An 18,948-nucleotide genomic window follows, 5' to 3' on the forward strand; every position below is an offset into this window, starting at 1 on the left:
TGGAGCGGATGAGTGAGCTCTCGGAGTGGCAGCGGATCGTGCTCGGACAGTTGGCCGAGGTGGCTGTTCCGGCGGACGAGTTCCCCTCGGCGGCCGACGCCGGTGCGGTCGCGTTCGTCGAGCGCGTGCTGGCCGCGGATCGCCCGGACTGGCGGCCGCGGGTCGAGCGTGCGTTGGAGATCGCGGGGGAGGCGCCGGACCTCGACGCGCTGCTGGCCGACGAGGACGCGGCCTGGCTCGTCCGCCTGGTGGCACAGGGGTACTACGCGAGCGATGATGCCTCCGGCAACCAATCGGCCGCCTGGACGATGGTCGGGTGGGAGTCCGCTGCCGTGCCGATCGTCCAGACCGAGCTGACCACCACGCCCTGGACCCAGCTGCAGGCCCGGTACGACGCGATCGTCATCGGCTCGGGCGCGGGCGGTGGGGCCGCCGCGCAGGTACTCGCCGAGTCCGGCCGGTCGGTGCTCGTCGTCGAGGCCGGCCAATACCCGTCGACCGAGTCGCTGACCCACGACCACCTTCGCAACCCACGCTCGTGGTCCGCCCTCCCCGCTCCGACGGACCCCGACCCGGCCGGGCGGCCGCGGATCTCGGTCGTCGACGGCGTACGTCGTACTGTCCTGCCGCCCGATCCTGGGTGGGGGAACAACGCCTTCACCGTCGGCGGTGGGACCCGGGTGTACGGCGCGCAGGCGTGGCGATTCGTCCAGCGCGACTTCACGATGGCCAGCAGTTACGGGGTTCCGGACGGCAGCGGTCTGGCGGACTGGCCGATCACGTACGACGACCTGGAGCCGTACTACAGCCTCGCCGAGCAGCGGTTCGGAGTGAGCGGCGGGGGAGTGGACCCGTGGCACGATCCGCGGTCGATCCCGTTGCCGATGCCGGCGATGCCGCGGACTGCCCCGGCGCAGCGGTTGGCGGCTGCGGCTGATCGGCTCGGTTGGGGGACGCTCGACGTACCGCTGCTGATCAACTCGGTCGACTACCAAGGGCGGGCGGGCTGCGTGCGGTGCGGGCAGTGTGTCGGCTTCGCGTGCCCGGTCGAGGCGAAGAGCGGAACGCACAACACCGCGCTGCCGGCCGCGTTGGCGACTGGCCGGTGCACGTTGGTGACTGAGGCGACGGCCGAGCGGTTGGTCACTTCTGCGGCTGGTCGCGTGGTCGGAGTTGCCTTGGCCGGGTACGACGACGGTCGGGTGTGGCGCCGTACGGTCGAGTGCGCCGAGGTCGTCGTCGCTGCGGGTGCGACTGAGACGCCGCGGTTGCTGCTCAACAGCTCGCACGATCGCGAGCCGAATGGGCTTGGCAACAACCAGGATCAGGTTGGCCGGTATCTGCAGGCGCACGTGTACGCCGGGGCGGTCGGGCTGTTCGACGACGAGGTCGTTGATCTGGTCGGGCCCGGGGTGTCGATCGCGACCTGCGACTTCCGGCATGGCAACGACGGGATCGTGGGTGGCGGGATGCTGGCCAACGAGTTCGTGCCGACGCCGGCGGCGACGTACGACTACCTGACCGCGGCCGGCCTGATCCCGCAGGCCGGGGCGGCCGGCAAGCAGGCGATGCGGCGTGAGGTCCGCCGGATGATGCGGGTGGTCGGGCCGATCCAGGAGGTCACGTCAGCGGGATCCCGGGTGCGGGTGGATCGCAGCGTCGTCGACCGGTTCGGGAATCCGATCGTCGTGCTCAGCGGGTCGATTCATCCGGAGGACATCCGGGCGTACGAGTTCATGAGCGAGAAGGCTCGGCAGTGGCTGGTGGAGGCGGGTGCTGTGCGTACTGCGGTCGGCGGGATCGGGAGCACGCAGCAGGCGAGTGCCGGTCAGCATCAGGCCGGTAGCTGCCGGATGGGTGACGATGCGGCGCGCTCGGTCACCGACCCCCACGGTCGAGTCTGGGGGCACGGCAACGTGTGGATCGCGGACGCATCGACCCATGTGACCAACGGTGGCGTGAATCCCGTGTTGACCGTCCTCGCCAACTCGCTCCGGATCGCTGCGGGGATCGTGACCTGAGTCAGCCGAGGACGCGGGAGATGCCGACGCCGCTGCGGGCGTCGCGGCCGTACTTGGCCACCTCGGCGGCCAGGTCCAGGCGGCCGACGCCGGCCTTCTGCTTGTCCTCGTCGGTGAGCAGGTCCGCCGGGATGATCCAGACGACCTCGAACTCCAGCCCGTTCGGGTCCTTGCCGTACAGCGACTTCGTGGTCCCGTGGTCCGAGGCGCCGACCAGTGCGCCGGCCTCCGACAGCGTGGTCGCCAGGTCCTCGAGGTCGCCGAGCGTGTCCACCTCCCAGGCGAGGTGGTAGAGCCCGACCGTGGTCCGCCCGGCGCCGGACGGTGCCGCCTGGGAGCCGAGCTCGAACAGCCCGAGGTCGTGGTCGTTGGTCGAGCCCGGCGCGCGCAGGAACGCCGCGCCGCGGAACGCGTCCCCGGTCTCGGTGTAGCCGAAGCCGAGGACTTCGCGGTAGAAGGCGACGCTCTCGGCCAGGTCGCGCACGTACAGCACCGCGTGGTTCAACCGGAAGATCGCCATCACGCACTCCTTGTCATCATCGGTCATCAACGATGATAGTTGAATGCTCAACCGAATGCTAGCGGCGGGGCCGGCCGCGCCGCCGTGCCGGTTGCTGCGCGGCCTTCTTCGCCGACTTCTTCGTCGACCTCTCGGTGGACTTCCTGGCCGGCTTGTCGGATGACTTCTGGGCGGCTGCCCGGCTGCTGTTGACGGTCCGGCCGCGGACGATGCCGATGAACTGCTCCATCAGCTCGGTCGTCTCGTCCTCCGGCCACGCCAACGCCACCCCGGACTCCGGCACGCCCAGCAGCGGCCGGTACGTGAGGTCCCGCCGATGGTGCAACCGCGCCACCGACTGCGGTACGACGACCAGCCCAGTCCCCGCCGCGACCAGCTCAATCGCCTCCGCGGTCGTCCCCGGCCGTACGTCGATCACCCGACCAGGCGGACCCGCCCAGTCCAGTACGTCGTCCTGCGGGTGCAGCATCAGCTCGTCCGCCAGGTCCTCGACGGTCGCCTCTTCGACCGCCGTGACCACGTGATCCTTCGGGACCACGACGACCGTGGTCTCGACGTACAAGGGGATGGCGTGCAGCCCGGCCCGGTCGATCGGCAGGCGCAGCAACGCGGCGTCGAGCTCGCGGCTGCGGACCAGTGCGACGGCCTCGGCGTTCGCGACCTGGACGAGGTCGAGCGGGATGCCGCGCGAGCGCTCCTGCCAGATCCGCGCCCACTTCGCGGGCGTCACCCCCGGGACATACCCGAGCCTGAACGACGTCTGGGGGCCGGTCACCTGCACAGGTTACCGGTTGTGATCGCTACCCTTGCTGCCATGACGGCGCGTAAGACCTCTCAGACCATGAAGCCCGCGACTGCGGCGAAGAAGCTGGGGGTTTACCTTCAGGCCACTCCGGCGGACTTCCAGGAGGGCGTTGTCTCTCGCGACGAGCTGAACGCGCTGCAGACCGACCCGCCCGAGTGGCTGCGGGACCTCCGCCGCAACGGCCCGCACCCGCGCTCGGTGGTCGCCGCGAAGTTGGGCGTCTCTATCAGCGGCCTGGCACGGGCAGGCATCACCGAGGCGCTCACCACTGACCAGATCGAAGAGCTGAAGGCGGAGAACCCCGACTGGCTCCAGCATGAGCGCGACACTCAGGCCGAGGTGCGCAAGGAAGCCGCCCGGCTCAAGGAACGCGAGCAGTAGCGGGTTCGCGGACCATGTAGACGTCGATCGGGTCCTCGTCCTCGACGGTGAACCCGTGGCGTTCGTACAGGCGCTGCGCCGGGCTGCCCTGCAGGACGTTGAGCCGGACCGGCACGCCGTCGGCGTCGGTCCGCTCGAGCAGGCTGCGGAGCACGGCTGATCCGAGGCCGCGGCCCTGGTGGCCGGGGGCGAGGTAGAAGTGCTCCAGCCAGCGTCCGTCCTCGGCCGGGCGCACGGCGACGCACCCCGCAAAGGTGCCGTCGGCCACGATCACCGAGGTGTGCTCCGGGGCGAACGCGTCCCGCAGCCGCTGCCGGACGCGGTGCTCGTCGTACCGGCCCAGGCGCTCGAGGTCCGGCCGCATCACCTCCGCGCGCAGTTCGGCGATCACGTCGACATCCCCGGCCTCGGCGGCCCGCAGCGTCCACGTCGTCTCCACCGCCGAAGTATCTCAATGCTGCTGAGTGGTTGACGCGCGCGGGGGCCTGGGCTGTATTTTCGGTCCTGACCGTAAAGGAGGCCCGATGAAGGTCAAGCGTCTGGGGTTGCCGCTCGCTGCGGCCGTTGTAGCGGCCGGGCTGAGTGCCTGTGGTGGTGGGTCGGGGGAGGGCGACGCGGCGAAGCCGGTCACCGTCTGGATGTATCCGGTGATCGCCGACGAGAAGGCGGCCGTGGCCTACTGGTCGCAGGTGGAGAAGGACTTCGAGGCGGCGAACACCGACGTCGACCTGACCGTCGAGCACCAGCCATGGGCGAACCGGGACCAGAAGCTGGCCACCGCGTTCTCCGGCGGCAAGGGCCCGGACGTGCTGCTGCTCGGGCCGGACCAGATCCCGCAGTTCGTGAAGACCGGTTCGCTGGAGCCGGTCGACAAGGTGCTCGAGGCGGACAAGGCGAAGTTCCTGCCGGGAGCCCTGGAGGCGCTGACCGTCGACGGCAAGCTGTACGGCGCGCCGATCTACCACACGGTCACCACCACGCTCTACAACAAGACGCTGCTCGACAAGGCCGGGATCGCGAAGCCGCCGGAGACCTGGGACGAGATCAAGGCGGCCGCGCCGAAGCTCAAGCAGGCCGGTGTCGCGACGCTGGACTACTCGGCCTCGCCGGAGACCTCGCTGAACCTGAGCTTCTACCCGCTGCTCTGGCAGGCCGGCGGCTCGGTGTTCGCCGCGGACGGCAAGAAGGTCGCGTTCAACCAGGCGCCCGGTGTCGAGGCGCTCACCTTCCTCAAGGGCCTGTACGACACCGGCGGGATCCCGAAGAGCAGCCTGACCAACGCCAACGTGGTCGCCGACCAGGCGCTCGGCAAGCAGCAGGTGGCGATGGGCTTCACCAACACCCTGATCGACGCCAAGACGGTGAGCTCCAGCTGGGGCGCGGCCAACGTGATCGTCGGTGTACCGCTGCAGAACAAGAAACGTGTCGGGTTCGGCCTGCCTGGCGGGCTCGCGGTGAACGCGGGCTCGAAGAACATCGAGGGCGCCGAGAAGTTCCTGAGCTTCATGACCCAGCCGAAGCAGGTGGTCAGCCTCGGTACGGCGTCCAACTACCTGTCACCGCGGACCGACGCGCCGGTGCCGGCCTCGGACGAGCAGTCGAAGAAGTTCGAGGAGGCTCTGCAGTTCGCGTTCCATGGTGAGGTGAACCCGGCCGCCCGGCAGGTGATGGCGTTGCTCGCGGTCGAGATCCAGGCCGTGCTGACCGGCAAGAAGACACCGCAACAGGCGCTGGACGACGCGGCGAAGCAGGCCGACGACCTGCTGTCCAGACAGCGGTGACATGAGAGTCGTCGACGTCAACCGGATCCTCGGGCCGGTGCCGGTGGGCGACGTGCCGAGCAGGGACGTCGCCGGGCTGGTCGCCGAGCTCGACCGGTTGGCGATCGACGCCGCCTGTGTCGTCCACTCGCACGCACTCCACTACGACCCGGTCGCGGCGGTCGTCGTACCGGGGCATCCACGGTTGACCAGCGTGCCGGTCGTCGTACCCGGGCCGTTGGGGACGGCGGTGCCGGATGCGCGCATCGTTCGGATGTGTCCGGACGAGCACCGGTTCGCGCCGGCCGGGGCGCAGGGGCTCGCGATGGCGCGGGAGCTTGCCGAGCGCAACATCACGGTCCTGCTCGGGTGGGAGTCGGCGTCGGCAGCCGAGATCCATCGGCTGGCGGCTGAGGTCCCAGCCCTGCGGATCGTGCTGATCAACACTGGGTACCGCGCGCTGCGCGAGCTCGCCGACCTGATGGATGCGCACGCGCAGCTCAGGGTCGACACGGCGAGTCTGTGCGGGCATCTGCAGGTCGAGTGGATGGCCAACCGGTACGGCGCGCACCGCGTGCTGTTCGGCACCGGAGCCCCCGAGACGGACGACGCCGGGCCGCGGTTCCAGCTCGACCACCTCGAGTTGCCGGCCGCGGACGTCGAGCTGATTGCCGGGGGCAACGTCATGGACCTGCTCGGATGACCGGGATCATCGACGCTCACGGGCATCTCGGCGGCTGGTTCGCGTTCGCGATCGCGGACAGCTCGACCGAGAGCCTGCTCCGGGTGATGGACAGCTGCGGGGTCGACACCATGTGCGTGTCGCACCTGCTCGCGATCGGGCCGGACTCCCGGGCCGGCAATGCGCTGCTGCTGGACGAGCTCGCGAAGCATCCCGGCCGCTTCCTCGGGTACGCCGTCTACGACCCGCACGACCCCGAAGCGCCGGAGCGGACGGCCGACCTGCTCGCGCGACCTGGCGTGATCGGGCTGAAGCTGCACCCAGACACCCATCAGCACGAGCTGGACGGACCCGGGTATGCGCCCGCGTTCGAGCTCGCCGCTGAGCACGGTCGCATCGTGCTCTCGCACGGCATGAACGGCTCTCCGTGGTGCAGCCCGGAGCGGTTCGCGAACGTTGCCTCGCGCTATCCATCGGTCCAGCTGCTGATGGGTCATGCCGGCTTGTTCCCGGCCGGCCTGCCCGCGGCCGCTGAGGTCGCGATGCAGCACCCGAACGTCACGCTCGAGATCTGCAGCTCCCGGTTGACCGCGCGGCACGTGGCCTGGCTGGTCGACGCCGTCGGCGCGGATCGGATGGTGTTCGGCTCCGACGCGTTGTTCCTCGACCTGCGCGTCGGTCTGGGCCGGGTGCTGCTCGCGCCGATCACGCCCGCCGATCGCGACCAACTGCTGTCCGGCACCATGACACGGCTCCTGGAGGGATCGCGATGACGCTCGCTCTGCACGGCGGCACGCCGGTACGACGTACGCCCTGGCCGAGCTGGCCGCCTCCGGCGACGAAGGAGCAACGCGAACTGCTCCTCGAGGTCCTCGACAGCGGCGCCTGGGGAGCGACCTCGGGGACGAAGGTCAATGAGTTCACCGAGGCGTTCGCACGGTCGGTCGGTGCGCCGTACGGCGTGAGCGTCGTCAACGGGACCGTGGCACTCTTCCTGGCCCTGCGTGCACTCGGAGTCGGCCGGGACGACGAGGTGATCGTTCCCGCGTACACGTTCGTGGCCAGCGCGACCGCCGTCGTGCTCGCCGGCGCCCGGCCGGTGATCGCCGACATCACGCCGGACACGCTGCACCTGGACCCCGATGCGGTCGGGCCCCTGATCGGCCCGCGGACCAAGGCGATCATGCCCGTCCACCTGGCCGGCGCCCCGGCGGATGTGGAGGCGCTCAGGCAGTACGGCGTACCAATCGTCGAGGATGCCGCGCAGGCGCACGGCGCGAGGTGGCACGGCCGGCCGGTGGGTACGGCGGGGGATGCGGCGTGCTTCAGCTTCCAGTCCAGCAAGGCGATGACGGCCGGCGAGGGTGGGCTGATCGTCACGGCGGACGAGGAGGTGTACCGGCGGCTGTGGGCGTTCCACAACGTCGGACGCCGACTCGATGGTGGCTGGTACGAGCATCCTGACGTCGGATGGAACCTACGGATGACCGAGTTCCAGGCCGCCGTACTCCTGCCGCAGCTCGCCACCCTCGACGAGCAGGTCGCGACCCGGCAGCGCGCGGTCGCGTTTCTCGGGCAGCATCTGGACATCCTTCCGGAACCCGAAGGCACGACCCGGAGCAGTCACCATCTCGCACTGCTGCGGTACGGCGCGAACTGCAGCAAGGCCGACTTCGTCGAGGCGATGACGGCCGAGGGGGTGCCGCTGGACCTGGGGTATCGCTCGCTGTCGCGGGAGGCCGCGCTCAGCGCCTACACCGAGCTGAAGCCGTGTCCGGTCGCCGAGGCGGCCGAGGACTCGATCGTGTGGATCCGGCAGAGCCTGTTGATGGCGGACGAGGAGGCGCTCGCAGACATCGTCACTGCGGTCGACAAGGTGGAGCGGGCCTTCAAGAGCCGGTGAGTACGCGGTGCACCGCAGTTGGAATGGACTGGGAATCCGTCAGTACGGCGGCGACATGACCATCCGGCCGGATCAGCCAGGACTCACCTGGACGTGCGCCGAGAACGGAAGCATCAAGGCCCAGCTCGGTCAGGCTGAGCACGCGGGGGGGAGCGGACGTCTCCAACCTGCTTGACCCAGTGGTTGTCAGCAGCAACAAGCCGTCGCGGACCAGTTCACGCAGGCGGCCGCCGGGGACGGGCGTGTCGGGGATGATGATGCCGGGACCGGGTGTGGGCAGTTGGCCGCGGGGTGGGCGGCCGGGGAACGGGCGGGTCGGATCCGGGGTGGTCAGCGGCGAGTCGACGTACCAGAAGGGTTCGGCGAAGCGGCCGGAGTCGACATCCGCGACCTTGGCCGGATCGGCGAGCGCGGCGTCGAGGAGGGCGCGCCGCCGGGTCCAGTGCGCCTTGTCCGGCGGCGCGAGGAAGCGCATGGTGGCGCTGGTGATCTCGAGGTTCTCCAAGGCAGCCGCGTGCCGCTCGTCGTGGTAGGTCTCGAGGAGTGTCTCGGGCGCCCAGCCGTGCAGGACGAACGCCAGCTTCCAGGCCGCGTTCTCGGCGTCCGGGACGCCTGAGTTCAGGCCGCGGGCGCCGAACGGCGCGTACAGGTGGGCGCAGTCCCCGGCGAGGAGCACCCGCCCGACCCGCATCCGGTCCGCGCACCGGGACTGGAACCGGTACACCGACTGCCAGACGAGCTCGTACGGGCGGTCGCCGAGGATCATCCGGATCCGCGCGTCCAGCCGCCCGTCGACGCGCTCGGCGTCCGCGTCGAAGTCCTCGGGCACCTGCCAGTCGATCCGGTACGTCGAGTCCGGGCACGGATGGATGAGGACCTGGCGATCGGGGTTCCAGACCGGGTCGAAGTAGAACCGCCGTTCGGTCTCCCAGCCCGGCAGGTCGGCCCGCAGGTCGCAGATCAGGAACCGGTCGTCGAAGCTCTCACCGGCGAACGTCACGCCGAGTTGCCGCCGCAGCGACTCCGCCTTCGCTCCGGCGCACAGGACGGCGTACGCAACCTGGAGCTCGTCGGAGCCGCAAGTGAGCGTCACACCTGAGCTGTCCTGGGCGATCTCGGTGACCTCGTGGTTCCACCGGACGTCGATCAGCGGCTGGGCGGCGATGCACTCGTCGAGGATCTCCTCGGTGCGGCTCTGCGAGATGTTCACGCAAGCCGGCAGCGCCGAGCGGCCCGGATCCGCGAAGGACCAGGAGAACAGCTCGCGGTCGCGGTAGAACGTCCGGGCGGTGGTCCAGGCCAGGCCTTCGTGGACGATCCGGTCCGCGCCGACCGAGCACCAGATGTCGAGGACGTCGCGCTGCTGACAGATCGACTTCGAGCCGACGGCCTCGCGGCCGGGCCGCTGGTCGAGCAGGATCACCCGGAGACCCCAGCGGGCCAGCAGCAACGCGGTGGTCTGGCCGACCGGTCCGTTGCCGATCACCGCGACCGGCGTGCCGTCATACAAGGCTGTCCCACACCTCGCGGTCGCGTTCCGCGGTCCAGATCCGCGGCCAGTCGATGCCGTCCAGCTCGTCCCACAACCGTTGTACGTCGAACGGCAGGCAGTGCTCGAAGATCGGCCAATGACCGTACTGCGGCGCCAAGGCAGCATGCGCGTCCTGGAACGCCTCGGCCACCGACCCACCCCGCGAATGCACCGCGCCGACCGTCTCCCGCAACACGACCAGGAAGTGCCGGGTCTGCTCGATCGCGGCGTCGACCGCCTCGCGTCCCCGCGGTACGGCGCCCCGTCCGCCGACCAACGCCTCGGCCTCGAACGCCTTCACCCGGTCGAGCGTCCCGGTCGACCAATCGGTGTGGAACGCGTCGCCGGTGTAGAGCGCGGCCTGTGCCTCTACCAGGTCGCCTGCGAACAGCACGCGCTGCTTCGGCAACCACGCGACGATGTCGCCGGCGGTGTGGCCGCGACCGCAGTACTGCAGGACGAGCTCACCACGCTGGCCGCCGAGGTCGATGGTCAGCTGGTCGGAGAACGTCACGTCCGGCCAGGTCAGGCCGGGGATCGAGGACGGCTCCTTGAACAGCCGCGGCATCCGCCCGAACTCGCTGTCCCAGTCCTCCCGGCCGCGTTCGGCGATGAGCTTGCGGGTGTTGTCGTGCGTGATGATCACGTCGGCCTCGAACGCGGACGCGCCGAGCACCCGGACCGCGTGATAGTGGCTGAGCACCAGGTACCGCACCGGCTTCGTGGTGTGCTCCCGCAGCTTGTCCAGCCACTCTCGCGCCGCCACCGGGGTCGCCCGCGCCTCGAACGCGACCACGAAGTCCTCGCCCTCGATCGCACCGACGTTCGGATCACCCTCGGCCGTCAGGGCATACACCCCCTCGGCCAGCACCTCGAGCGTCTCCGTCTTCGCAGCCAGGTCCCCCGAGGACGCAAACGACTTCATCTCGACCTCCACGACCGATTCCTGCCACACACCGTGACACCTACAGCGATCCCGGTAAAGGATCGACGTCATGAGTCCGAATGTCGTTGTCTTTCTGACCGATCAGCAGCGGTGGGACACGAGTGGTCTGCACGGGAATCCGGTGGGCCTGACGCCGAACCTGGATCGGGTGGGGCGGGCGGGGACGCACTTCGCCAACTCGTTCACGAATCAGCCCTTGTGTACTCCGGCGCGGGCGACGTTGCAGACCGGGCTCTACCCGACGACTGCGGGGCCGCACCGCAACGGCATCGCGTTGCCGGAGGACGCCAGGACGCTGGCACACCATTTCGGTGCCGCGGGCTACGAAACGGCGTACGTCGGGAAGTGGCACCTGGGTGACTCGTCGCGTGGACCGGTCCGGCCGGAGCAGCGTGGGGGATACGAGCACTGGTTGGCCGCGAACGCGCTCGAGCACACGTCGGACTCCTACAACACCATCGTGTACGACGGCGCCGGCGCGCAGGTGAAGCTGCCCGGGTACCGCGTCGACGCCCTGACCGATGCCGCCATCCGGTACGTCGCCCAGCCGAAGGACCGCCCCTTCTTCCTGTTCCTGTCGTTGCTCGAACCCCATCACCAGAACCGCCGCGACGACTACCCGGCCCCGGAGGGCTACGAGGAGGCGTACCGCGGGGCGTGGACGCCGCCGGACCTGGCGACGCTCGGCGGGACGTCGTACCGGCAACTTCCCGGGTACTACGGGATGGTCAAGCGGATCGACGACGCGTACGGGCGGTTGCTCGACGCGCTCACCAGCCTCGGCTTGCGGGACGACACGATCGTGCTGTTCACCTCCGACCACGGGAACCACTTCAAGACGCGCAACTCCGAGTACAAGCGCTCGGTGCACGACGCCTCGATCCGGGTGCCGACCGTGGCCACCGGCGGCATCTTCACCGGGGGAGGACAGGTGACTCAGTTGCTCAGCCACGTCGACCTGCCGCCGACGCTGCTCGACGCCGCCGGGCTTCCGGTGCCTAAGGAGATGCAGGGCAGGTCCGCCGTACCGCTGCTGCACGACCGACGGACGGAGTGGGGTGACGACGTGTTCGTCCAGGTCAGCGAGTCGGAGACGGCCCGCGCGGTGCGCACGCAGCGGTGGAAGTACGGCGTTGTCGCCCCGGACTGTGATCCCGCGGCACCCGGCGCCGACCGCTACGTCGAGACCTACCTGTTCGATCTGATGGCCGACCCGTACGAGCTCGACAACCTGATCGGCTACCGCTCACACGCCCACGTCGCCACGCGCCTGCGGGAACGCCTGGTTCGGCGGATGGTCGACGCCGGCGAACCAGCGCCGACGATCGATCTCAGCCCCGAGCGCGACTCCGGCCAGCTGGACCTCGAACCGGGCGAGGCGGATCTCTAGGACGTCAGGTCCTTGAAGGCGGCCAGCGCCCGCTGGATGTTCTCGATCGAGTTCGCGTACGAGAACCGCAGGTGGCCCTCGCCGTACACGCCGAACGCCGTCCCCGGGAGGCAGGCCACTCCGGCCTCCTCCAGCAACCGGTCGGCGAGCGTCGCCGCGGACTGGCCGAGCTCGGTGATGTTCGGGAAGGCGTAGAACGCGCCACCCGGCTCGACACACGAAACACCCGGTACGGCGTTCAGGCCCGAGACGATCACCTCGCGGCGCTCCCGGAACGCCTCCAGCATGGTGTCGACGTCGTCCCACGGACCTTCGAGGGCGGCGATCGCGGCGTGCTGGCTGAAGGCCGACGTACACGAGACCGAGTTGATCACCAGCCGGGTGATCGGCTCGACCAGCGGCCGCGGGAACACACCGAAGCCGAGCCGCCAGCCGGTCATCGCGAACGTCTTCGACCAGCCGTCGAGCAGGATCGTCCGATCCGCCATGCCCTCGAGGTCGAGGACGCTGTGGTGATCGCCGTCGTACCGCAGCGCCCAGTAGACCTCGTCGCTGAGCACCACCAGGTCGTGCCGGATCGCGATCTCGGCGATCGCCTCGAGCTGCTCGGGCGTCGAGGCGCTGCCGCACGGGTTGTGCGGGGAGTTCAGGATCAGCAGCTTGGTCCGGTCGGTGACCAGCGACGCGAGCTCCTCGGGGTCGATGACGAACCCGTTCTCCTCGCGCAGCGGCACCGGGACCGGCTTCGCGCCGGCGAACGACGCGATGGAGGCGTACATCGGGAAGCCCGGGTCCGGGTAGAGGACCTCGTCGCCCTCCTCGCACAGCGCCAGGATCGCGAAGAACATGATCGGCTTGGCGCCGGGCGTGACCAGCACCCGGTCGGGCGTGGTGGTCAGCCGGCCGGTGCGCTCCAGGAAGTCCGCCACCGCGGTCCGCAGCTCGGGGATCCCGGGGGCGGGCACGTAGTGGGTGTGGCCCTTGTCGATCGCCTGTTGCGCGGCGGCCGCGACGTGGGCCGGAGTGTCGAAGTCCGGCTCGCCGATCTCGAGGTGCACGATCTCCCGGCCGCTCGCCTCGAGCGCCTTGGCCTTGGCCAGCACCTCGAAGGCAGACTCGGTTCCAAGACGTTCCATCCGCCCAGCTAGTTTCACAACCCTGAGCTTAGGCCCTGCCTGCTGATCCCGCGCCTACTGCGCGGCACTCGGCACGGCACCTCGCCGCACTGGCCCGAAGGCCACGATGCTCCGCATCGAGACCTCCGTTCCAGCACGCCGATGCACCGCACCGAGCACCTGCTCGCTACGGCGCGGGATCAGCAGACAGGACCTAGTCCACCCCTTGGTTGTCCGCTGAAACCGATTGCCGCCGGTGCAATCATCGGGACCAACAGCTCGAGAAGGAGTGCGCATGGCACGGGTAGCGGTCGCCGGAAGCAGCGGCAAGCTCGGTCGCGCGGTCGTCGACCACCTGGTGGACAACGGGTGGGACGTGGTCGCCCTGGACCAGGCGCCGCCGGCGCGGTCCGGGGTGACGTCGACGCGGGTCGACCTGACCGATTTCGGCCAGACCTACGAGGCGCTCGCCGGGATCGACGACCGGCACGACGGTGTCGACGCGGTGGTGCACCTGGCCGCGATCCCGGCGCCGGGGCTGCGGCCGAACGCGGCCACGTTCGAGAACAACATGGTCGCCACCTACAACGTGTTCTCGGCGGCGTTACGGGCCGGCGTGCGCAACATCGTGTGGGCGTCGAGTGAGACCGTGCTCGGACTGCCGTTCGACGAGTTCCCGCCGTACGTGCCGGTGGACGAGGAGTACGCGCCGCGGCCGAACAGCACGTACTCGCTCGTGAAGACGCTGGAGGAGGAGCTGGCCCGCCAGCTGGTCCGGTGGCACCCGGACCTCAAGCTGATCGGCCTGCGGTTCTCCAACGTGATGTACCCGGAGGACTACGCCGAGTTCCCCTCGTTCGACGCCGACGCCCGGTCACGCAAGTGGAACCTCTGGGGCTACATCGACGCCCGCGACGGCGCCCAGGCGGTCCGCAAGGCCCTCGAGTACGACGTCACCGGCACGGACGTGTTCATCATCGCGAACGCGGACACGGTGATGACGCGACCGAACGAGGAGCTCCTGGCCGAGGTCTTCCCCGGCGTGCCGGTGAAGCGGCCGTTCGGCCCGAACGAGACCCTGCTGTCCATCGACAAGGCCCGCAAGCTCCTCGGCTACGACCCCCAGCACTCCTGGCGAGCCTGACTAGGCCGGTCCGAACGGGAACACCTTGTCCGGGTCGTACGTCGCGCGCACCTCGGCCAGCCGGGCGAACGTGTCCGCCGGCCAGCACGCCTCGTACGACCCGGGGAACGAGAAGGCGGCGTCGAAGTTGACGATCGCCTCGGTCGCGATCCAGTCGCGCAGGCCAGCCAGCACTCCGTCCACGACCCCTGGCAGCACCGTCTCGAACAGGCTCGGGTCGGGCACGCCGATCAGCACCAGGCTGTAGGCGCTGCTCCGCCCACCGGCCGCGCTGCCTTCCGGCACGTCGCGGTTCATCGCGCCGCCGAGGTACCGGATCTCGATCGCGATCAGCGGCAGCTGCTGCTGCGGACCGACTGCGTCGAGGAAGGCCGAGACGAACCCGGGGTCGACGTCCGTCAGCACCAGGCCGCGGTCGAACGCCGGGGTCGGGTCCTTCGGGTCGTTGTGGATGAGCGCGATGTCGGTGGCCGGCATCTCGCCGACGCCGTCGATGATCGCCGTACCGGCGGCCCGGATCGGCTGGAACAGGCGCTCGCCCTCGGCCGGGTCGCCGACGAAGGCGAACCGGACGCTGAGGACCGTCTTGCCGCGCAGCGGTTCCGGGATGACCTCGAGCGGCGGCAGCCGGAGGACCACGACCGAGGTGTTCGCGGTCGCGGGCAGCGTCTTGGTCCACGCGGCCCAGGCGCCGAACACGGCGGCGATGTCGTCGGCGTCGAAGAAGACCGAACCGCCGTACAGCGTGCTGAGCTCGACCAGCGCGAAGTCCATCGCGGTGACCAGGCCCAGACCGCCCTTGCCGCCGCGCAGCGCCCAGAACAGGTCGGGGTGCTCGGTCGCGCTCGCCGTCACGGCCTCGCCGTCGGCGGTGACCACCCGGAAGCTGCGCGCCCAGTCGGACGAGAAGCCGTACGTGCGCGACAGCGGTCCGACGCCACCGCCGAGCGTGTAGCCGATGCAGCCGACGGCGTCGGACGCGCCGATGACCGGCGCCAGCCCGTGCTCACCCGCGGCCGCGATCACGTCGGCCCACCGGCTGCCGGCCGCAATGTGCGCCAACTTGGCGTCTGCATCGACCGTGACACCGGTCAGGCGTGACGTGTTGATCAGGACCCCGTCGGTGATCGGCACCGGCGACCCGTGACCGGTCGCGAGCACGCGCACCGGCTTGCCGGCCTCGGCCGCGGCGCGCACCGCCGCCACCGCATCGGCCTCCGACGTGACTCCTACGGCAACCTCAGGACTGTGCTGCGCAGCCAGGTTGAACCCGGTGACCTCTTGCGCGTACGCGTCATCCTCCGGCGCCAGCACAGGCCCTTCGACCACACCCCGGAGTCTCTCCACCATGTCGGTCATGCGTTCTCCCCTCTCCGGTTCGCAGTCTTGTCCCCGAGGGGGTCAGACGATGCGGACGCGGAGACGGCGGAAGCCGCGGCCCTTGCTCTCCATCTTGACGACCTCCATCCGGCCGATCATCGCGGTGGAGGCGACGTGCGTGCCGCCGTCGGCCTGGGTGTCGAGCCCTTCGATGTCGACGATCCGGACCACCTCGATGTCCGGCGGCAGCAGGTTGGTGGCGGTCCGGATGATGTCCGGGATCACGAACGCCTCGTCCCGCGGCAGGTTCGCCACGGTGATCCGGCGGTCGGTGCGGATCTCGGCGTTGACCGCCTCCGCCACCCGGTCCTTGAAGTCCGGCGGCACCTCGGCCAGGTCGAAGTCCATCCGGGCCGTCAGCGGCTCCATGTTCCCGCCGGTGACGAGCGCGCCGAAGTCGCGGAAGACCACCCCGGTCAGCACGTGCAGGCCGGAGTGCGTCCGCATCAGGTCGGTACGGCGTTCGTCGTCGAGCGCACCGCGGACGGCGGTGCCGACCGGCGGCACCGGATCCTCCTCGTGCAGCACCAGGTACTGGTCGTCACCCTTCACCGTGCCGAGCACGCGGGTCCGCACCCCGCCCCACAGCAGCACACCGTGGTCCGGCGGCTGGCCACCGCCTCCGGGGTAGAACGCGGACCGGTCGAGCACGATGCCGCGGTCCGGGTCGACGCCGACGACGACCGCGTCCCACTCCCGCAGCGTCGCGTCGTCCAGGTCAAGCCGATGGGTGCCCATCCGCCGAATGTAGCAACGCAGTGCGAGCGGTTGACCCCAGCCGTGGCGGCCGCGATTCTCTTCTGAGAGGTGGGGGAGATGGGACAACGCAGTCCGCTGGTCACGCTCGCGGCCGCAGCCGTCGGGCTGGTCGCGCTGCTCGTCGTGAACAGCACCCAGACCGGCACCCTCGCGTCGCCGCCCGCCACCGCGCCTGCCACCGCCACTCCATCACCCGACGCGACCCAGACAACCCCGCCGCCCACTCCGACAGCCACACCGACCCAGCAGCAGGTCGTGGCCGTCTTCACCGGTCGTACGACGGGACGCGAAGCCACGCTCGCGATCGCGGTGAAGGGCGGTAAAGCAGTCGCGTACGTCTGCGACGGCCGCAGCGTCGAGGCCTGGCTGACCGGAACCCACGACGCCGGCCGTCTCGTGCTGCGCTCCAAGTCCGGTGATCGTCTGACCGCCATCCTGTCGGCCGAAGCCGTGACCGGCACAGTCACCGTCCGCGGCCGCCAACTCGCCTTCACCATCGACAAGGCCGACCCGCCGGCGGGCCTGTACCGCGCGCGGACCTCCAGCAACACCATCGGCTGGATCGTCCTGCCCGACGGCAGCCAGGTCGGTGTCGACAACGACGGCACCCCGGCCCCCGCGCCGCCACTCGACGCCGCCGGCGGTACGGCGACGGTCGGCGGCAGCCCGGTCACGGCCACGTCGATCACCGGCGACGAGACGTTCTGAGGAGAGCCATGACGACGACGGCGCCGGTCCGAGTCGCGAGCAGGGCCGTGATCCCGCTGTCCGTCGGCGCCGCAGTCGCCATCGTCCTCGGTGTCTACGGGCGGCTGCACGACCCGACCGGTGTCGCGATCAACGTGGCCGGCTTCTCCAGTCCACAGTCGGTGAAGGCATGGCTGGCAACGCTGGCCTTGCTGCTGGCCGTCGTACAACTCGTGTCGGCAGGGGCGTTGCTCGGGCACATCAAGGCGTTGTCGGGCCGGCGATGGGTCGGGCCGCTGCATCGATGGTCGGGGCGAGCCGCCATCGCGGTGACGCTGCCGGTGGTCGCGCACTGCCTGTACGCGCTGGGCTTCCGGTACGACGAACCGCGCGTGCTGATCCACTCCCTGCTGGGTTGCTTCTTCTACGGCGCGTTCGCGGCCAAGATGCTGACGCTGACCCGGAACGACCTGCCGCGCTGGCTGCTGCCGGCCCTCGGTGGAGCCGTCTTCACCGGCCTGGCCGGGCTGTGGCTGACCTCGTCGCTGTGGTTCTTCACCACTTTCGGCATCATTCGTTGAGAGGACCCGCCGTGGACGAACCGAGTCGCCGTACCGTCCTCGCCGCCGGTGCGGCCGCCGTCGCCGCGGTCGCCGGCTGCAGCACGTACGGCGAACCGCAGAGCCCGCCCGCCACCTCGGCCCCGGCCGGCGCGGTGCTCGCCAAGACCGCCGACGTACCGGTCGGCGGCGGCATCATCCACGCCGACAGCAAGACCGTCGTCACGCAACCGACCGCGGGCACGTTCAAGGCGTTCACCTCGATCTGCACGCACCAGCAGTGCCCGGTCGCCAGTGTCGAGGGCGGCACGATCAACTGCGACTGCCACGGGAGCAAGTACGCGATCGCGGACGGGTCGGTGGTGAAGGACCCGGCGCCGGCGCCGCTGGCGGCCAAGCAGATCACCGTCTCCGGTGACTCCATCCAGCTTGCTTGAGCTCAAGTGCTCTTCAACTGACAAGCTTGCGGGCATGGTGGAGTTCGGAGTACAGGTCACGCCGACCGAGCAGGTCGGGCTGCATCGGGAATTGGTCGCGGCGGCCGACGAGGGCGGGGTCGATCTGATCGCGGTCCAGGACCACCCGTACGCGCCCAGCCACCTGGACGCGCTGACGGTGATCGGCGATCTGCTGGCGAGGACCGAGCGGCTGCGGTTCTTCCCGGATGTCGCGCCGCTCCCGCTGCGGCCGCCGGGCCTGCTGGCACAGTCGGCCGTGGCCCTCGACGTACTGTCCGGCGGGCGGTTCGAGCTCGGCCTGGGCGCCGGCGGGATCCCGCGGGGCATCACCGGCATCGGCGGTCCGGAGCGGACTCCGGGCGAAGCGCTCGAAGCACTCGAGGAGGGCATCGGGCTGCTCCGCCGGCTGTGGACCGGGTCCGACCGAGTGGTTGCTGATGGCAAGTACTACTCGCTGAACCTGCGCCCCGGCCCGCTGCCGGCGCACGACATCCAGATCTGGGTCGGCTCGGTCGGCCCGAGGTCGATGCGCCTCACCGGGCGGCTCGCCGACGGCTGGGCCGCGCCGATCCCGCACTACCTCCCGTACGACGCGTGGGCCGGAGCCAACGCGATCATCGACGAGGCGGCCAAGGCGGCCGGCCGGGATCCGTCGGACGTGCTCCGGATCGCACAGGTGGTCGGGACGATCACCGACGTACCCGGTGACACCGACACGACGCGCGGCGATGCGCCGCTGCGCGGCACCCCGGACCAGTGGGCCGAGTTCTTCGCGCGGCTGGCGACCGAGCAGCCGTTCCGGACGTTCGTCTTCTGGCCGGAGGAGCACAACCTGACCCAGATCACCCGGTTCACAGCGGACGTCGTACCGGCGACGAAGGCGCTTCTGAGCTAGTTACCACGAGT

General features: G+C 70.1%; 20 protein-coding genes. 12 read left to right on the forward strand and 8 right to left on the reverse strand.

The genetic code is table 11. From position 1 onward, the window contains the following. Positions 1-8: 8 nt before the first annotated feature. Positions 9-2,021, forward strand: a complete 2,013-nt coding sequence (locus AB0H36_RS02930) for a GMC oxidoreductase (protein WP_360515457.1) — start codon at positions 9-11, stop codon at positions 2,019-2,021. Position 2,022: 1 nt separating this feature from the next. Here the strand turns inward: AB0H36_RS02930 and AB0H36_RS02935 are convergent, their stop codons facing one another. Beyond that, a complete protein-coding gene (locus AB0H36_RS02935; RefSeq protein ID WP_360515460.1) occupies positions 2,023-2,568 on the reverse strand; it encodes a VOC family protein in 546 nt (181 codons plus the stop codon). A gap of 31 nt (positions 2,569-2,599) precedes the next feature. Further along, positions 2,600-3,316 (reverse strand): LysR substrate-binding domain-containing protein, encoded by a 717-nt coding sequence (locus tag AB0H36_RS02940; RefSeq protein ID WP_360515463.1) that lies wholly within the window; start codon positions 3,314-3,316, stop codon positions 2,600-2,602. Positions 3,317-3,355: 39 nt separating this feature from the next. Here AB0H36_RS02940 and AB0H36_RS02945 point away from each other — a divergent pair, with 39 nt between their 5' ends. Then, complete coding sequence (locus AB0H36_RS02945; RefSeq protein ID WP_360515466.1) at positions 3,356-3,727, forward strand: DUF5997 family protein; 372 nt, start codon at positions 3,356-3,358, stop codon at positions 3,725-3,727. Here AB0H36_RS02945 and AB0H36_RS02950 read toward each other — a convergent pair. After that, a complete protein-coding gene (locus tag AB0H36_RS02950) occupies positions 3,708-4,166 on the reverse strand; it encodes a GNAT family N-acetyltransferase (RefSeq protein ID WP_360515469.1) in 459 nt (152 codons plus the stop codon). The two genes, AB0H36_RS02945 and AB0H36_RS02950, sit on opposite strands and share 20 nt — an antisense overlap. Before the next feature lie 85 nt (positions 4,167-4,251). Here AB0H36_RS02950 and AB0H36_RS02955 point away from each other — a divergent pair, with 85 nt between their 5' ends. From AB0H36_RS02955 to AB0H36_RS02970, 4 genes are read left to right on the forward strand one after another with little or no spacing between them, the layout of a single operon-like run. Next, on the forward strand, positions 4,252-5,508 hold the full coding sequence (locus AB0H36_RS02955; protein ID WP_360515472.1) for a sugar ABC transporter substrate-binding protein: 1,257 nt from the start codon (positions 4,252-4,254) through the stop codon (positions 5,506-5,508). Between the two features lies 1 nt (position 5,509). Beyond that, positions 5,510-6,190 (forward strand): hypothetical protein, encoded by a 681-nt coding sequence (locus AB0H36_RS02960; RefSeq protein WP_360515475.1) that lies wholly within the window; start codon positions 5,510-5,512, stop codon positions 6,188-6,190. Next, entirely contained in the window at positions 6,187-6,942 is a 756-nt protein-coding gene (locus tag AB0H36_RS02965) for an amidohydrolase family protein (protein WP_360515478.1), read from the forward strand. Before AB0H36_RS02960 ends, AB0H36_RS02965 begins: the two co-directional genes overlap by 4 nt. Then, positions 6,939-8,072, forward strand: coding sequence for a DegT/DnrJ/EryC1/StrS family aminotransferase (locus AB0H36_RS02970; RefSeq protein ID WP_360515481.1), 1,134 nt, complete (start codon positions 6,939-6,941; stop codon positions 8,070-8,072). Before AB0H36_RS02965 ends, AB0H36_RS02970 begins: the two co-directional genes overlap by 4 nt. On the opposite strand, the gene AB0H36_RS02975 is transcribed toward AB0H36_RS02970, so the two are convergent. Both AB0H36_RS02975 and AB0H36_RS02980 read right to left on the reverse strand, forming a co-directional pair. Continuing rightward, entirely contained in the window at positions 8,059-9,582 is a 1,524-nt protein-coding gene (locus AB0H36_RS02975; protein WP_360515484.1) for an FAD-dependent monooxygenase, read from the reverse strand. The genes AB0H36_RS02970 and AB0H36_RS02975 overlap by 14 nt on opposite strands. Beyond that, complete coding sequence (locus AB0H36_RS02980; RefSeq protein ID WP_360515487.1) at positions 9,575-10,528, reverse strand: MBL fold metallo-hydrolase; 954 nt, start codon at positions 10,526-10,528, stop codon at positions 9,575-9,577. The genes AB0H36_RS02975 and AB0H36_RS02980 overlap by 8 nt, the downstream gene beginning before the upstream one ends. A 70-nt stretch (positions 10,529-10,598) precedes the next feature. Here AB0H36_RS02980 and AB0H36_RS02985 point away from each other — a divergent pair, with 70 nt between their 5' ends. After that, positions 10,599-11,939, forward strand: a complete 1,341-nt coding sequence (locus AB0H36_RS02985; protein ID WP_360515490.1) for a sulfatase-like hydrolase/transferase — start codon at positions 10,599-10,601, stop codon at positions 11,937-11,939. Here AB0H36_RS02985 and AB0H36_RS02990 read toward each other — a convergent pair. After that, positions 11,936-13,075, reverse strand: coding sequence for a pyridoxal phosphate-dependent aminotransferase (locus AB0H36_RS02990; protein WP_360515493.1), 1,140 nt, complete (start codon positions 13,073-13,075; stop codon positions 11,936-11,938). The genes AB0H36_RS02985 and AB0H36_RS02990 overlap by 4 nt on opposite strands. Positions 13,076-13,349: 274 nt before the next feature. Here AB0H36_RS02990 and AB0H36_RS02995 point away from each other — a divergent pair, with 274 nt between their 5' ends. Further along, positions 13,350-14,198 (forward strand): NAD(P)-dependent oxidoreductase, encoded by an 849-nt coding sequence (locus AB0H36_RS02995; RefSeq protein ID WP_360515496.1) that lies wholly within the window; start codon positions 13,350-13,352, stop codon positions 14,196-14,198. Here the strand turns inward: AB0H36_RS02995 and AB0H36_RS03000 are convergent, their stop codons facing one another. After that, positions 14,199-15,557: an FAD-dependent oxidoreductase gene (locus AB0H36_RS03000; protein WP_360515499.1), complete on the reverse strand. Its 1,359-nt coding sequence runs from the start codon at positions 15,555-15,557 to the stop codon at positions 14,199-14,201. It abuts the gene before it with no gap. A gap of 42 nt (positions 15,558-15,599) precedes the next feature. Beyond that, positions 15,600-16,316, reverse strand: coding sequence for an alanyl-tRNA editing protein (locus AB0H36_RS03005; protein ID WP_360515502.1), 717 nt, complete (start codon positions 16,314-16,316; stop codon positions 15,600-15,602). Between the two features lie 78 nt (positions 16,317-16,394). Between AB0H36_RS03005 and AB0H36_RS03010 the strand changes: the two genes are divergently transcribed. The 4 genes from AB0H36_RS03010 to AB0H36_RS03025 are packed head-to-tail and all read left to right on the forward strand — an operon-like array spanning position 16,395 to position 18,937. Beyond that, positions 16,395-17,045, forward strand: a complete 651-nt coding sequence (locus tag AB0H36_RS03010; protein WP_360515505.1) for a hypothetical protein — start codon at positions 16,395-16,397, stop codon at positions 17,043-17,045. A gap of 8 nt (positions 17,046-17,053) precedes the next feature. After that, positions 17,054-17,605: a DUF6529 family protein gene (locus AB0H36_RS03015; protein ID WP_360515508.1), complete on the forward strand. Its 552-nt coding sequence runs from the start codon at positions 17,054-17,056 to the stop codon at positions 17,603-17,605. Between the two features lie 11 nt (positions 17,606-17,616). Beyond that, the gene (locus AB0H36_RS03020; protein WP_360515511.1) at positions 17,617-18,021 is read left to right on the forward strand and encodes a Rieske (2Fe-2S) protein; all 405 of its coding nucleotides are present in this window, start codon (positions 17,617-17,619) and stop codon (positions 18,019-18,021) included. Positions 18,022-18,055: 34 nt separating this feature from the next. Continuing rightward, positions 18,056-18,937, forward strand: coding sequence for an LLM class flavin-dependent oxidoreductase (locus AB0H36_RS03025; RefSeq protein WP_360515514.1), 882 nt, complete (start codon positions 18,056-18,058; stop codon positions 18,935-18,937). The last annotated feature ends 11 nt before the right edge of the window (positions 18,938-18,948 follow it).

Source organism: Kribbella sp. NPDC050820 (genome assembly GCF_040653975.1).
Lineage (GTDB): Bacteria > Actinomycetota > Actinomycetes > Propionibacteriales > Kribbellaceae > Kribbella.

Bases quoted from the DNA above. Each gene is read 5' to 3' on its own strand.
- AB0H36_RS03015 (WP_360515508.1), top strand. From the start codon at position 17,054: ATGACGACGACGGCGCCGGTCCGAGTCGCGAGCAGGGCCGTGATCCCG.
- AB0H36_RS03005 (WP_360515502.1), bottom strand. From the start codon at position 16,316: ATGGGCACCCATCGGCTTGACCTGGACGACGCGACGCTGCGGGAGTGG.
- AB0H36_RS02930 (WP_360515457.1), top strand. From the start codon at position 9: ATGAGTGAGCTCTCGGAGTGGCAGCGGATCGTGCTCGGACAGTTGGCC.
- AB0H36_RS03025 (WP_360515514.1), top strand. From the start codon at position 18,056: ATGGTGGAGTTCGGAGTACAGGTCACGCCGACCGAGCAGGTCGGGCTG.
- AB0H36_RS02935 (WP_360515460.1), bottom strand. From the start codon at position 2,568: ATGACCGATGATGACAAGGAGTGCGTGATGGCGATCTTCCGGTTGAAC.
- AB0H36_RS02945 (WP_360515466.1), top strand. From the start codon at position 3,356: ATGACGGCGCGTAAGACCTCTCAGACCATGAAGCCCGCGACTGCGGCG.
- AB0H36_RS02970 (WP_360515481.1), top strand. From the start codon at position 6,939: ATGACGCTCGCTCTGCACGGCGGCACGCCGGTACGACGTACGCCCTGG.
- AB0H36_RS02985 (WP_360515490.1), top strand. From the start codon at position 10,599: ATGAGTCCGAATGTCGTTGTCTTTCTGACCGATCAGCAGCGGTGGGAC.
- AB0H36_RS02990 (WP_360515493.1), bottom strand. From the start codon at position 13,075: ATGGAACGTCTTGGAACCGAGTCTGCCTTCGAGGTGCTGGCCAAGGCC.
- AB0H36_RS02965 (WP_360515478.1), top strand. From the start codon at position 6,187: ATGACCGGGATCATCGACGCTCACGGGCATCTCGGCGGCTGGTTCGCG.
- AB0H36_RS02955 (WP_360515472.1), top strand. From the start codon at position 4,252: ATGAAGGTCAAGCGTCTGGGGTTGCCGCTCGCTGCGGCCGTTGTAGCG.
- AB0H36_RS03010 (WP_360515505.1), top strand. From the start codon at position 16,395: ATGGGACAACGCAGTCCGCTGGTCACGCTCGCGGCCGCAGCCGTCGGG.
- AB0H36_RS02960 (WP_360515475.1), top strand. From the start codon at position 5,510: ATGAGAGTCGTCGACGTCAACCGGATCCTCGGGCCGGTGCCGGTGGGC.
- AB0H36_RS03000 (WP_360515499.1), bottom strand. From the start codon at position 15,557: ATGACCGACATGGTGGAGAGACTCCGGGGTGTGGTCGAAGGGCCTGTG.
- AB0H36_RS02980 (WP_360515487.1), bottom strand. From the start codon at position 10,528: ATGAAGTCGTTTGCGTCCTCGGGGGACCTGGCTGCGAAGACGGAGACG.
- AB0H36_RS02995 (WP_360515496.1), top strand. From the start codon at position 13,350: ATGGCACGGGTAGCGGTCGCCGGAAGCAGCGGCAAGCTCGGTCGCGCG.